Here is a 14,074-nt window from a genome sequence, read left to right on the forward strand (position 1 = left end):
TAACTCACTATCATCATACAATATTATGGCTTTAAATTATAGATTTTTAATGTAATCTTTAATAAAGCTTAATGATTTTGAGATATTTTCAGGTTGTGTACCGCCACCTTGAGCCATATCTGGACGACCGCCACCTTTACCACCAACGATTGGTGCCATTTGTTTGATAAGATCACCGGCTTTAACGTTATTTGTTAAAGATTTAGGGACAGTTGCAACCATCGATACTTTATCATCAACATTACTTGCAAGAATGATAATTGTATCTTGTAGTTTAGATTTAAAATCGTCCATTGTCGAGCGAATTGCTTTCGCATTTGGTACATCCACTTCAGTAACCAATACTTTATAGCCATTGATTTCTTCAACTTGATCTTCAATATTACCCATTTTAAGTGATGTGATTTCTTTGTCACGTTGCTCTAATTGTTTTAATAATGCTTTTTCTTCATCTTGTAATTGTGTTAACTTATCGACTACTTGATCATCAGATTTCACTTTCAGCTGTGATTTCATCGTATTAAATTTCTCTTGAATATCTTCTAAATATAAGAAAGCTGCTTTACCTGTTAATGCTTCAATACGACGCACACCAGCTCCTGTACCTGACTCACTTACTATTTTGAATAAGCCAATTTCAGAAGTATTGCGGACATGAATACCACCACATAATTCAATTGAAAATGGTGCCATATTTACTACACGCACAACATCACCATATTTTTCACCGAATAATGCCATTGCGCCCATTTCTTTAGCTGAAGCAATATCCATTTCTTGAATGTTAACGTCAATACCTTTCCAAATTTCTTCATTTACTAAGCGTTCAACTTGATCAATTTCATCATTAGTCATTGGACCAAAATGAGAGAAATCAAAACGTAAACGATCTGCTTCTACTAGTGAACCAGCTTGGTTAACATGATCACCCAGTACTGATTTCAACGCTGCATGTAATAAATGTGTTGCACTATGGTTCTTTTGAATGTCACGTCGATCATTTTGGTTCACTTCAGCAGACACTGTAGCGCCAACATTTACTTGGCCAAATTGTACTACTCCTTTATGCAAGTTTTGACCATTTGGTGCTTTGGTTACTTCACTAACAGCAATTTCAAAATTGTCATTATAAACAATACCTGTATCCGCAACTTGTCCACCACTGATTGCATAAAATGGTGTTTCCGTTAACATGAAGTATACTGTTTCACCCGCTTCAACTTGTGAAACTTCTTCACCATTGTATATCAAGTGTGTTAGTGTTGTTTGAGCTGTCGCAGTATCATAACCAACAAAAGTACTTGCAGATGTAATATTTTTCAATACTTCACTTTGAACTTGCATTGATTGAGAATTTTGACGTGCTTGACGTGCACGATCACGTTGTTGTTGCATTTCTGACTCGAATGTTGTCATATCAACTTTCAATCCTGCTTGCACTGCTATTTCTTCAGTTAATTCAATTGGGAACCCATACGTATCATACAATTTAAATGCATCTTTCCCATTAATTTCATTTGTTGTCGCTTTAGCTTTTTTAATTAATTCATTTAAAATCGCTAAACCATCTTCTAATGTTTCATGGAATCGTTCTTCTTCAGACTTTATAACACGCTTAATGAAATCTGCTTTTTCCTTAACATTTGGATAATATGGTTCCATAATGTCTGCAACAATATCAACAAGTTTGTACATAAATGGCTCATTGATTCCTAACGTTTGACTAAAACGAACGGCACGACGTAACAATCGACGTAATACATACCCTCTACCTTCATTGGCAGGTAATGCACCATCAGAAATTGCAAATGCAATCGTACGAATGTGGTCAGCAATTACTTTAAATGCCACATCTTGTTCGTTGTTTACTAAATATTGTTTACCTGATACTTTTTCGATTTCATTCATTATAGGCATAAATAAATCTGTTTCATAGTTAGTACGTACATTTTGAGAAACTGAGGCCATACGCTCAAGCCCCATGCCAGTATCAATATTTTTATTAGGTAATGGTGTGTAACTATGATCTTTATTATGATTGAATTCACTAAATACTAAGTTCCATACTTCAAGATAGCGTTCATTTTCTCCACCTGGATACATTTCTTCTGCCGGATCGTCTTGTCCATATGCTTCTCCGCGATCATAGAAAATCTCAGTGTTCGGTCCTGAAGGCCCTTCACCAATATCCCAGAAGTTACCTTCAATGCGAATAATACGACTTTCTTCAAGCCCAATATCTTTATGCCAAATGTTGTATGCTTCCATATCTTCCGGATGAATCGTAACGTACAATTTATCTGGCTCCATACCCATCCATTTATCACTCGTTAAAAATTCCCAAGCAAATTCAATCGCTTCTTGTTTAAAATAATCACCAATTGAGAAGTTACCTAACATTTCAAAGAATGTATGGTGACGCGCTGTGAAACCAACATTTTCAATATCATTTGTACGAATAGCTTTTTGAGAGTTTACAATTCTTGGCTTTTTAGGTGTTTCACGTCCATCAAAATATTTCTTTAATGTTGCTACACCTGAATTAATCCATAATAATGTATCATCATCAATTGGCACTAATGGTGCAGAAGGTTCAACCATATGTCCTTTTTCAACAAAGAAATCTAGATATTTTTGTCTAATTTCACTCGCTTTTAACTTTTTCATCATTTACACATCCTATTTACTGTTTTTAAATTACCATTCCATAAAAATTGATGACACAGATAGTCGATTTGCAAAACTAGTATAAATCAATATCATTTTTTATTATTAAAAAATAAAAAACGCCCATCCTCAAAAGGGACGAACGTTATCGCGGTACCACCCTAGTTATAAATGCAATTCAACACATTTATCACTTTAATTCGACTATACAGTTGTGCATAAAGTAGCGTTCACTAATGTTTGTTGTACTTTTCACCAACCAGTACATCTCTGATAAACAAATCATTAACTACTCATCTTTATACGAATTTAATTCTATTTTAGTTACATTTACGCTTGTTGTCAACGTTCTATAAAGTCATACGGCGTGATTTCTCCCATATTAATCATTGGGTCAATTTTAAACATTGTAGCTTCCGTTAATACATTTGTATCTGTTTTTGTTGAATCAGACATAACTTCTTCACTATCATTCGATGACATTGGCGCTTCTACTTGATCATCTATTGTCGTTTGTGAAGCTCCTGTATCATTAGTTGCTGTGTTTTCCAGCATTTCTTCATCTTCTGAATTAAAATAATTTTTCAACAATGTACATAATTGTGTTAAACGCGCTTGACCATTTGTTTTCAATCCAATATCAAATGCTTCCGGATCACCAAGTAAAACTAAACTCGTTTTCGCTCTAGTTAAACCAGTATATAATATCGGTCTTTGTAACATTCTAAAATACTGTTTAACAATAGGCATGATAACAATAGGAAATTCTGAACCTTGTGATTTATGGATTGATGTACAATAAGCATGTGTTAATTCCATCATATCTTGTTTCGTAAATGTAATTTCATTACCTTCAAAATCCACAACAAGTACATCTTTATTAAGGGCATTTTCTTTCGCCCAAAAAATACCAACAATAACTCCTATGTCACCATTGAATATGTTATCATTTGGCCTATTAACAAGTTGTAATACTTTGTCACCTTTTCTAAAGACTACATCACCAAACTCAATTTCTCGTGTGTCTTTCTTTTTAGGGTTTAAAATATCTTGTAAAACTTGATTTAAACGTTTAATACCGGCATTTCCTTTATACATTGGTGCAAGCACTTGAATATCAGCCATAGTATACCCTTTATTAACAGCACTAGTAACTACCTTCTCAACAACTGTTGGTATTTGGTTTGCCTGACAGTTAATAAAACTTCTATCATGAAAACGCTGTGTAATATCAATTTTCTGACCCAACTTCATTCGATGTGCTAATTCTATAATGCTTGAACCATCTTGTTGACGATATACTTCAGTCAGATTTACTCGTGGTATAGCTTTCGATTCAATTAAATCTTTAAATACTTGACCAGGACCTACAGAAGGCAATTGGTCCTCATCACCTACAAATATCAATTGTGCATCTAAAGGAACTGCACTTAAAAATTGGTGGAACAACCAAGTATCTACCATAGACATCTCATCAATGATTATGAGTCGTGCGTTTATTTCATTTTCTAATATATCCTCTGGCTTTGTGTCTTGATTCCAACCTATTAAACGATGAATCGTCATTGCTTCTAATCCAGTTGACTCTTGTAGTCTCTTAGACGCTCTTCCTGTTGGCGCTGCTAATACAACTGGATAATCATCATTGACATAATCATCATAATCTAATGATAAGCCATGAATCTCAGCATATAATTCAACAATACCTTTAATTACTGTCGTTTTTCCTGTTCCCGGTCCACCGGTTAATAGCATCACCTTAGAATTGATAGCCGTTTGCAAAGCTTCTTTTTGTGAAGCTGCATAGTTCACTTGATTCGCATCTTCTATTTCACCAATATGCATTTGTAAATCTGACTGTTCAATTTCTGTAAGTTTATTTGTATGCGTCTTTATTCTGAATAAGTTTTGAACACTTTTGATTTCAGAATAATACAAACTTGGAATTGCAACTTGTTCATTGTCAATAATTAGTCGTTTTTCCTCATTTAAGTATTGCAACATTTCGTCTAATTTTTCAGGTTCGATGACCTCTTCATCTTGATAATTTAATACATCAACCGTTAAATCTATAACAACATTGATAGGCAAATATGTATGTCCCTGTTTAATACATTCTTCTTCTAACGTATAGAGCAACGCAGCTTTTAATCGTTCATTATCGTTATAAGCGATACCAATATTTCTAGCAAGTTGATCTGCTTTATTAAAACCAATACCTTTAATATCATAAATCAATTGATATGGATTTCGATCTAAAATAGTCAGTGTATCGCCGAGATAAAACTGATAAATTGCCATTGAAAGTTTAGGACCAAACCCTAAATCATGTAAACGAATCATTATTTTTTCAGATTCTTGATTTGCTGAAATTTGTTCTGCAATTTGTTTCTGTTTCTTTTTAGATAATCCCGAAACTTTTTCTAGCACTGAATGGTCATCTAATATATCATTTATCGCATTGTCACCTAATGTATTAACAATATTTTGAGCTGTCTTTTTACCTACACCTTTAAACAAATCACTAGATAAATAACTTATAATTGCTTCTTTCGTTTGTGGCATTTCTTTTTCAAAAGTCTCTGCTTTTAATTGTTTACCATAACGTGGATGATCAACAACTTGCCCTTTAAATGTGTAGACATCGCCTTCAACAATATTCGGAAGAAACCCTACAACAGTTGGCATTGTATCAAAGTCTTCATTTGTTTCAATAGTATCTACTTTAAGCACTGTATAAAAATTATCACTGTTTTGAAACAATATCGCTTCAACAGTACCTTTGATCATTGAATAATCAAATAGTGTAGGGTCTGACATGTTACTCCTCCTCTTTCATTTTAGTGAATGTTTTCAGCGCATGCTGACTTAATAAGTGTTTAGGGTCGATAGTCACAGCTTCTTTAAAATGAGTTATTGCTTCATCAATATCTTCATTTTTCATAAATAACGCTAAGCCCAAATTGTATCTTGCATCAACATGATTTTTATCAATCGTTAATACATGTTTAAGTTGAGTTATGGCTTCATTAAACATTTCTAATTGACATAATACAAGACCATATTGAAATTGAACTTCTGCATCTTTGTCTTTATCTAGTTCCGCAGCAGTCATTAAATACGGCAATGCCAGCTTAAATGATTCTAACTGATTAAACGCCATACCGATCATATAATTACAATCAACTTGTTCAATCTCTGTTTGTAATGCTTGTTGATATAATTTAATAGCTTCTTGATAACGTTGCTGATTATAATATACATTTGCTAGATTAAAAAATACGACGCCATTCTTCGGATCTATTGTTAAAGCTTTTTGGAAAAAACGCTCTGCCTTTTCAATCTCATTCGCATCAGCAAGTACGATACCAGCATTAATATAATTTTCAATAATTGTAGGATTTTCTTCGATATTTCCGAACAATGCTTGTAACGCTTCTTCTATTTTTCCATTTTGTATGTATTGATAAATTGTTTGTTGATCTATCATTTACGAACCTCATTTCTCATCAATTATAACATCTTGATAAATTGTATGTCTCGAATCACTTAACAACGAATAAAATATAATCTAATATCATCTTCATTCATGAAAAAGCGGGAATGGAATAGAAATGCTTAAGAACCATTAACGGTTTATTATGTAATGGTTCTTCCACATTAGCCACCACTATTATGTACTTAAAAATAAGAATACATAATTAGATTCATGCATAGGGAGTGGGACAGAAATGATATTTTAACAAAATTAAATTCGTTATCCCCAACTGGCATTGCCTGTAGAATTTCTTTACGAAATTCTCTATGTTGTGGTCCCGCCAATATAACATTGTAGAGCCTAGGACATTGTGATGTCCCAGACTCTATCCTCATGAATTATTCTCATCAAAAACTGTCTTTCGTCATTTTCAACGTTGAAACTTCAAATAAGTAATTTATTGTTGCCATTGTTTATACAACATAATTTAATTGACCTTCATTTTTGAACACATCGTCAATTGTTGCACCACCAAGACACACATCACCTTGATAAAAAACAACTGCTTGTCCAGGTGTGATTGCTCTTACTGGCTCAGCAAAAGTAACACGTAGTGCATGGTCGTTTTCACGTTTCACAAAAACTTTCGTATCTTTTTGGCGATATCTAAATTTAGCTGTACATTCAAAACCTTGATCTAAGTCATTATCTTCTGGATTTACAAATGAATAGTCTGAAGCAATTAAGTAATCACTGTATAATGCATCGTGATGGAATCCTTGTTCTACATATAAAACATTATCTTTTAGGTTTTTACCGACAACAAACCAAGGATCGCCATCTCCACCTATACCTAATCCATGTCTTTGTCCTATTGTGTAATACATCAAACCACTATGTTTACCCATTTTCTTACCATCAAGTGTTATCATATCACCCGGTTGTGCAGGTAAATATTGTGATAAAAATGTTTTAAAGTTTTTTTCGCCGATAAAACAAATGCCTGTAGAATCTTTTTTCTTAGCAGTAACAAGTCCTTGTTCTTCAGCAATTCGACGCACTTCACTCTTTTCGATGTCGCCAATTGGGAACATCACTTTTGAAAGTTGTTGTTGAGATAATTGATTCAAGAAGTATGTTTGATCTTTATTATTATCTACACCACGTAACATTTCAACATGACCATCTTCATGACGATGTATGCGTGCGTAATGTCCTGTTGCTACATAATCTGCACCTAAATTCATCGCATGATCTAAAAAGGCTTTAAACTTAATTTCTTTATTACACATAACGTCTGGATTTGGAGTACGACCTTTTTTGTATTCATCTAAGAAATACGTAAAGACTTTATCCCAATATTCTTTTTCAAAATTAACAGCGTAATACGGAATGCCAATTTGATTACACACTTCAATAACATCGTTGTAATCTTCAGTTGCAGTACATACGCCATTTTCGTCAGTGTCATCCCAGTTTTTCATAAATATGCCAATGACATCATAACCTTGTTCTTTTAAGACGTGGGCTGTTACAGAACTATCTACACCGCCTGACATACCAACGACAACACGTATATCTTTATTTGACAATTATGACTCCTCCTTAAATTTAAAATATATTTTATGAATTTCAGCTACAATTGCATTAATTTCATTTTCAGTAGTCAATTCGTTAAAACTAAATCGAATCGAATGATTTGATCGCTCCTCATCTTCGAACATTGCATCTAAAACATGCGACGGTTGTGTAGAGCCTGCTGTACATGCAGATCCAGACGACACATAGATTTGTGCCATATCCAACAATGTTAACATCGTTTCAACTTCAACAAACGGAAAATATAGATTTACAATATGGCCTGTAGCATCCGTCATTGAACCATTTAATTCAAATGGAATCGCTCTTTCTTGTAATTTAACTAAAAATTGTTCTTTTAAATTCATTAAATGAATATTGTTATCGTCTCGATTCTTTTCTGCTAATTGTAATGCTTTAGCCATCCCAACAATTTGCGCAAGATTTTCAGTGCCTGCACGGCGTTTCAATTCTTGTTCACCGCCAAGTTGAGGATAATCTAGTGTAACATGGTCTTTAACTAGTAATGCACCGACACCTTTTGGTCCGCCAAACTTATGAGCAGTAATACTCATTGCGTCGATCTCAAATTCGTCAAACTTAACATCAAGATGTCCAATTGCTTGAACCGCATCAACATGGAAATATGCATTTGTCTCAGCAATAATATCTTGAATATCATAAATTTGTTGCACTGTGCCAACTTCATTATTTACAAACATAATAGATACTAAAATCGTCTTATCTGTAATTGTTTCTTCAAGTTGATCTAAATCAATAGCACCTGTATCATCAACATCTAGATATGTTACATCAAAACCTTCTCGCTCTAATTGTTCAAAAACATGTAACACAGAATGATGTTCAATCTTCGATGTGATAATGTGATTACCCAATTGTTCATTTGCTTTTACTATGCCTTTAATTGCCGTATTATTCGATTCTGTTGCGCCACTCGTAAATATAATTTCATGTGTATCTGCACCAAGTAATTGTGCAATTTGACGTCTTGACTCATCTAAATATTTACGCGCATCTCTTCCCTTAGCATGTATTGATGATGGATTACCATAATGCGAATTGTAAATCGTCATCATCGCATCTACTACTTCAGGTTTTACTGGTGTGGTCGCAGCATAATCTGCATAAATTTCCATGTTTGGACACTCCTCACAATTTTATCAATGTTCCAATAATAGCACCTTACATACTATTTTTCTACTTTTCTGTTTAACTTTATTTATAATGTTTTTAATTATATTTTACCATTTTCTACACATGCTTTTCGATAGGCTTTTTTAAGTTTATCGCTTTATTCTTGTCTTTTTTATAAATTTTAGTATTTGCAGATATTTTTTTATTTGTAAAATGTAACGTACTATTATTTTGGTTATGAGCAATTTAATATTTATCTGGTTATTCGATTGGTATACTTCTTATATCATAAAAAAGGAAGGACGATATAAAAATGGCGATTAAATATTCAGCATTAAACCTTGTCCCTATTCGAGAAGGTGAAGATGAACAAACAGCAATTAATGATATGGTTAATCTCGCACAACATTTAGACGAATTATCATATGAAAGATATTGGATTGCTGAACACCATAACGCTCCCAACCTAGTAAGTTCAGCAACTGCTTTATTAATTCAACATACGTTAGAACATACGAAACACATACGTGTAGGTTCTGGAGGCATCATGTTACCTAATCATGCTCCATTAATCGTTGCGGAACAATTTGGCACGATGGCAACATTATTTCCAAATCGTGTCGATTTAGGATTAGGACGTGCACCTGGAACAGATATGATGACCGCAAGTGCATTAAGACGAGATCAACATGATGGTGTTTATAAATTTCCAGAAGAGGTTTCATTATTACAACAATATTTCGGCCCTGCTCACCAACAAGCATATGTTCGTGCTTATCCAGCAGTAGGTAAAAATGTGCCTTTATACATTCTTGGTTCTTCAACAGATTCTGCACATTTAGCTGCTCGCAAAGGGCTTCCATATGTGTTCGCTGGACATTTTGCACCTCAACAAATGAAAGAAGCTATCGAAATTTACAAAACGTTATTTGAACCTTCTGATGTATTAGACGAACCTTATGTTATTGTATGTTTAAATACAATCGTTGCTGAAAATGATGACGAAGCACAATATTTAGCTTCATCTATGGCACAAGTAATGGTTAGTATCACTCGTGGCAGAATGCAGCCCGTTCAACCGCCAACACATGAACTACAAAATATATTAACGCCGAGAGAATACGCGATGGCTATGGAAAGACAGAAAATATCATTAATAGGTTCAGAAAATACTGTTCAACAAAAAATTCAAGATTTTATGGAAACTTATGGTGAAGTCAACGAAATTATGGCAATAAGTTATATTTATGATAAAGATATGCAATTAGACTCTTATCGTCGGTTCAAGAATGTTATAAATCAGATAAATGAAAAAAACACTTTATAATGTGATAAATAAACTAAGTGAAAGTATGTATCCATAATATTAATAAAAATATACAGTAACAGCATTTTGAATGAAAGATGTCTTTATTGTTCAATCATTTATTTTAGTAATGATTCAAATTCACTTAAAATTCTAATGCAAATATGAAAGCGCCCCTTCAACTTTACACTGTGTAAGTGTTTATTTGATGGGGCGCTTTCAAAATATTGAAAAGCATATCCAAAATTTAAAGAAATTTATTTCTCTTTATCTTCATTTTCTTTTTTCTCTTCGTTATTCGATCCTGTATATTCATTTATCTTATCTTTTACATTTTTAACTTGTTCATTATCGCTATTTTTAAATTTTTCTACTGCGTCTTTAGCTTTATCCATAAAACTCATATTAATCGCTCCTCTTATATTTGATTAGTTTAATTGAACTTATTTTTTAAGTTTATCAATTGCATCAGTTATTTTGTTTTTAGCATTTTCAACAACTTCTTTTGCTTTACCAGTCGCTTTATCTTGCTGACCTTCTTTTTCTAATTCTTTGTTATCAGTAACGTTACCTACTGTTTCTTTAACATTTCCTTTAAATTGATCGAACTTACTTTCGTCTGCCATAGTGAAACCTCCTTGGATGTATATATTTATATACCACTAAGGAGGTTCGCTAAACATTATAATATGAAGTTTTTATGTTATAGTATAGTATTTATACGATTAAATATAAAACATGTATCCGTCTAAATCTTCACTTGTATCTACATATTCCGCTAAATATTTCAATGTTGTATTATCTAAAACATCTCTCACTGCATCTCTCATGCGAATCCATAGTTGTTTTTGCGCAGGTGGTTCTGATTCAATACTTTCAACAAATGTAATTGGACCTTCTAACAGTCTTATAATATCCCCTGCTGAGATTTCTTCCGCTGGCACTCTTAATTGGTATCCACCTTTAGCACCGCGTACACTTCGAATTAACCCCGCATTTCTTAAAGGACCTACAAGCTGTTCTAAATATAAATCACTCAAATTATTTTCTTCAGCAATTGACTTTAATGATATACATCCTTGCCCCTCTTTTTTAGCAAGAGAAATCATCAATGTAAGTCCATATCTCCCTTTAGTAGAAATTTTCATTGTATAACCTCACTTAATTCGAATATTGATATTCCCATTTTAGCATTTTTTGAGTTAAGATAGTATAAGAAAGGTGTGACAAATGTGAGTACAGAACCATTAGCATCGAGAATGCGCCCAAAAAATATAGATGAAATCATTTCCCAACAACATTTAGTTGGACCAAGAGGCATTATCAGAAGAATGGTTGATACAAAAAAATTAACTTCAATGATTTTTTATGGTCCACCTGGTATAGGCAAAACAAGTATTGCCAAAGCAATTTCGGGCAGTACGCAATATAAATTCAGACAATTGAATGCTGTAACTAACACTAAAAAAGATATGCAACTTGTTGTTGAAGAAGCTAAAATGTCTGGTCAAGTTATCTTGTTATTAGATGAAATACATCGACTAGATAAAGCTAAACAAGACTTTTTATTACCTCATTTAGAAAATGGCAAAATCGTCTTGATCGGTGCTACAACTTCAAATCCTTATCATGCTATCAATCCAGCGATTCGTTCAAGAGCGCAAATTTTCGAGTTATATCCTTTAAATGACGAAGATGTGCGCCAAGCGTTAACTCGTGCAATAGAAGATGATGAGAATGGTTTGAAAACATATCAACCCAAAATTGATGAAGATGCCATGACCTACTTTTCTACACAAAGCCAAGGTGATGTTCGTAGTGCGTTAAATGCATTGGAATTAGCTGTATTAAGCGCAGATAATGACAAAGACGGTTATCGACATGTTACATTGCAAGATGCTAAAGACTGTTTACAAAAAGGTGCATTTGTAAGTGACAAGGATGGTGACATGCATTACGATGTTATGAGCGCTTTCCAAAAATCTATCCGTGGTAGCGACGTCAATGCCGCTTTACATTATTTAGCACGATTAATTGAAGCTGGAGATTTACCTACAATAGTTCGACGATTACTTGTAATTAGCTATGAGGATATAGGCTTAGCCTCACCTAATGCTGGTCAGAGAACACTTGCTGCTATTGAATCAGCAGAACGTCTAGGTTTACCAGAAGCTAGAATTCCACTAAGCCAAGCAGTAATCGAACTATGCTTATCACCTAAGTCAAATTCAGCAATGAGTGCCATTGATAGTGCATTGTCCGATATTAGAAACGGTCATGTGGGCCAAATTCCAAACCATTTAAAAGATGGACATTATCAAGGTGCTAAAGATCTAGGCCGATCTATTGGTTACAAATATCCACACCAATATGTTAATGGCTATGTTTCACAGCAATATTTACCTGATAAACTAAAAAACAAAATTTATTACGAACCAAAAACGACATCTAAAAGTGAACAACAACTCAAAGAAATATATAACAACTTACTTAAACAAAGGCCGTAAAAATAAGATTAAATCGATTACCTTTGATATTTTAGCTATAATCAAATCAAAACTGACTAGTACACGAGGCATATTCTACTATGCTTGCGAACTAGTCAGTTTTAGTTTTATGGTGTGGTTACACTTGCCTTACGTTGAAAATTATCCCTTTCAAAATGAATTATTGCCCTTTGTCTTTAATGCGACGAACTGGAATATCTTTTAATACGTCATTCACCACATAACTTGCACAAATTAATCCAACAACACTTGGCACAAAGGCATTTGAAGAAGGTGGCATTTGTCCTTTTCGATTGATAGCATTTTTATCTCCAACTATATCTTTTACATCTTCTCTTATGACAATTGGACTTTCATCTGAAAATACAACTGGAATCCCTTTACGAATTCCTAGTTTTTTCAATTTTTGACGAATAATTTTGGCCATTGGATCGGTATGTGTTTTAGAGATATCTGAAATTGTAAAACGTGTTGGATCTGTTTTATTTGCAGCACCCATACTGGAAATCACTTTAATCCCTCGGTCAAGACACTCTTTCATTAAGTGTACTTTGTACATTATTGTATCACTTGCATCTACAAAATAATCTATATCGTAGTTATCGAAAATTTCTTCATATGTCTCTTCTGTATAAAACATATGTAAGGGCGTGACTTTACAATCTGGATTAATTAATTTAATACGTTCTTCCATCAAAGAAACTTTACTTTGTCCTACCGTTGTAGTTAAAGCGTGTAATTGTCTGTTTACATTTGTAATATCAACATCATCTTTATCTATTAATATAATATGACCAATATTCGTTCTTGCTAATGCTTCAGCAGCAAATGAACCAACACCTCCAACGCCAAGTATGACAACAGTTTGTTGCTTCAATAAATCTAAACCTTGTTGTCCAATCGCTAGTTCATTTCTTGAAAATTGATGTTTCATTATTTTACCTCTTTCACTGATTTATACATAAGTACATAGTAACTTAAAATTTTATATTTAGCATTATCACTTTGATTATTTTCCCAAAATTCAACGAGGAAACATTTATTAAACGCTATAAAACCCAACTAATTCTTTATTAAAAACTTAAAGAAACGCATAAAAATACGCAAGACAAAGTCTTGCGTATCGATAGAGTCCGTATTGCCGTAGTTATAATAGCTTGATCATTCGGCCTGTTATATACAGGTGGGTGCCCTGTTTCTTGTTTTGTACGTCCTTCATATAAGGCGTGTACGCTGCAAGAAAACCCATTGGGCTCCCTTGATCAAAGAGTGTTAGGCCCAAATTAAAAAGCAAACTTACGAACAACTCAGATGACTATCTTATGATGTTATATTACCACATAATTAAAATTAATGAAATTATAACAAACCAAAGTTTATTGA

12 protein-coding genes, 1 other RNA gene and 1 other annotated feature are annotated in these 14,074 nt (G+C 33.4%); of the genes, 2 read left to right on the forward strand and 11 right to left on the reverse strand.

The genetic code is table 11. From position 1 onward, the window contains the following. Window positions 1–36 precede the first annotated feature (36 nt). The 5 genes from alaS to AA076_RS08240 all read right to left on the reverse strand — a co-directional run bounded on the left by alaS (window position 37) and on the right by AA076_RS08240 (window position 8,880). Window positions 37–2,667 carry an alanine--tRNA ligase gene (alaS, locus tag AA076_RS08220; RefSeq protein ID WP_000734064.1) on the reverse strand — a complete coding sequence of 877 codons (2,631 nt, stop codon included), beginning with the start codon at window positions 2,665–2,667 and terminating at the stop codon, window positions 37–39. Window positions 2,668–2,798: 131 nt separating this feature from the next. After that, window positions 2,799–2,976, reverse strand: a binding site (T-box leader). A gap of 33 nt (window positions 2,977–3,009) precedes the next feature. After that, complete coding sequence (gene recD2, locus AA076_RS08225; protein WP_001283311.1) at window positions 3,010–5,487, reverse strand: SF1B family DNA helicase RecD2; 2,478 nt, start codon at window positions 5,485–5,487, stop codon at window positions 3,010–3,012. A 1-nt stretch (window position 5,488) separates the two neighbouring features. Then, window positions 5,489–6,157, reverse strand: a complete 669-nt coding sequence (locus AA076_RS08230; RefSeq protein WP_000567028.1) for a tetratricopeptide repeat protein — start codon at window positions 6,155–6,157, stop codon at window positions 5,489–5,491. 461 nt (window positions 6,158–6,618) lie between these two features. Continuing rightward, the gene (gene mnmA, locus AA076_RS08235) at window positions 6,619–7,737 is read right to left on the reverse strand and encodes a tRNA 2-thiouridine(34) synthase MnmA (protein ID WP_000066097.1); all 1,119 of its coding nucleotides are present in this window, start codon (window positions 7,735–7,737) and stop codon (window positions 6,619–6,621) included. After that, window positions 7,738–8,880 (reverse strand): cysteine desulfurase family protein, encoded by a 1,143-nt coding sequence (locus AA076_RS08240; RefSeq protein ID WP_000409167.1) that lies wholly within the window; start codon window positions 8,878–8,880, stop codon window positions 7,738–7,740. It lies immediately after the preceding gene. Window positions 8,881–9,191: 311 nt separating this feature from the next. Here AA076_RS08240 and AA076_RS08245 point away from each other — a divergent pair, with 311 nt between their 5' ends. Then, complete coding sequence (locus AA076_RS08245; RefSeq protein WP_000985886.1) at window positions 9,192–10,205, forward strand: LLM class flavin-dependent oxidoreductase; 1,014 nt, start codon at window positions 9,192–9,194, stop codon at window positions 10,203–10,205. Between the two features lie 236 nt (window positions 10,206–10,441). On the opposite strand, the gene AA076_RS15055 is transcribed toward AA076_RS08245, so the two are convergent. The 3 genes from AA076_RS15055 to cymR form a co-directional block, all read right to left on the reverse strand. Further along, window positions 10,442–10,588: an SAS049 family protein gene (locus AA076_RS15055; protein ID WP_000009238.1), complete on the reverse strand. Its 147-nt coding sequence runs from the start codon at window positions 10,586–10,588 to the stop codon at window positions 10,442–10,444. Window positions 10,589–10,627: 39 nt separating this feature from the next. Then, window positions 10,628–10,810: a CsbD family protein gene (locus tag AA076_RS08255; protein WP_000752909.1), complete on the reverse strand. Its 183-nt coding sequence runs from the start codon at window positions 10,808–10,810 to the stop codon at window positions 10,628–10,630. A 99-nt stretch (window positions 10,811–10,909) separates the two neighbouring features. Then, the gene (gene cymR, locus AA076_RS08260) at window positions 10,910–11,332 is read right to left on the reverse strand and encodes a cysteine metabolism transcriptional regulator CymR (protein ID WP_000704122.1); all 423 of its coding nucleotides are present in this window, start codon (window positions 11,330–11,332) and stop codon (window positions 10,910–10,912) included. An 84-nt stretch (window positions 11,333–11,416) separates the two neighbouring features. On the opposite strand from cymR, the gene AA076_RS08265 reads away from it, so the two are divergent. Continuing rightward, entirely contained in the window at window positions 11,417–12,691 is a 1,275-nt protein-coding gene (locus tag AA076_RS08265) for a replication-associated recombination protein A (protein WP_000102735.1), read from the forward strand. 160 nt (window positions 12,692–12,851) lie between these two features. Here AA076_RS08265 and AA076_RS08270 read toward each other — a convergent pair whose 3' ends face one another. The 3 genes from AA076_RS08270 to ssrS all read right to left on the reverse strand — a co-directional run bounded on the left by AA076_RS08270 (window position 12,852) and on the right by ssrS (window position 14,008). Further along, on the reverse strand, window positions 12,852–13,625 hold the full coding sequence (locus AA076_RS08270) for a tRNA threonylcarbamoyladenosine dehydratase (RefSeq protein WP_000682646.1): 774 nt from the start codon (window positions 13,623–13,625) through the stop codon (window positions 12,852–12,854). Continuing rightward, on the reverse strand, window positions 13,625–13,753 hold the full coding sequence (locus AA076_RS15060) for a hypothetical protein (protein ID WP_001790559.1): 129 nt from the start codon (window positions 13,751–13,753) through the stop codon (window positions 13,625–13,627). Before AA076_RS15060 ends, AA076_RS08270 begins: the two co-directional genes overlap by 1 nt. Window positions 13,754–13,817: 64 nt before the next feature. Further along, a non-coding RNA gene (ssrS, locus tag AA076_RS15065) (6S RNA) lies at window positions 13,818–14,008 on the reverse strand. Window positions 14,009–14,074 lie beyond the last annotated feature (66 nt).

It is taken from the genome of Staphylococcus aureus (genome assembly GCF_001027105.1).
Classification (GTDB): domain Bacteria; phylum Bacillota; class Bacilli; order Staphylococcales; family Staphylococcaceae; genus Staphylococcus; species Staphylococcus aureus.

What these genes read in the sequence shown, in the direction of transcription:
- AA076_RS08255 (WP_000752909.1), bottom strand. Translation starts at nt 10,810, where the DNA reads ATGGCAGACGAAAGTAAGTTCGATCAATTTAAAGGAAATGTTAAAGAA.
- AA076_RS08270 (WP_000682646.1), bottom strand. Translation starts at nt 13,625, where the DNA reads ATGAAACATCAATTTTCAAGAAATGAACTAGCGATTGGACAACAAGGT.
- AA076_RS08240 (WP_000409167.1), bottom strand. Translation starts at nt 8,880, where the DNA reads ATGGAAATTTATGCAGATTATGCTGCGACCACACCAGTAAAACCTGAA.
- alaS (WP_000734064.1), bottom strand. Translation starts at nt 2,667, where the DNA reads ATGAAAAAGTTAAAAGCGAGTGAAATTAGACAAAAATATCTAGATTTC.
- AA076_RS15055 (WP_000009238.1), bottom strand. Translation starts at nt 10,588, where the DNA reads ATGAGTTTTATGGATAAAGCTAAAGACGCAGTAGAAAAATTTAAAAAT.
- AA076_RS08245 (WP_000985886.1), top strand. Translation starts at nt 9,192, where the DNA reads ATGGCGATTAAATATTCAGCATTAAACCTTGTCCCTATTCGAGAAGGT.
- cymR (WP_000704122.1), bottom strand. Translation starts at nt 11,332, where the DNA reads ATGAAAATTTCTACTAAAGGGAGATATGGACTTACATTGATGATTTCT.
- recD2 (WP_001283311.1), bottom strand. Translation starts at nt 5,487, where the DNA reads ATGTCAGACCCTACACTATTTGATTATTCAATGATCAAAGGTACTGTT.
- AA076_RS08230 (WP_000567028.1), bottom strand. Translation starts at nt 6,157, where the DNA reads ATGATAGATCAACAAACAATTTATCAATACATACAAAATGGAAAAATA.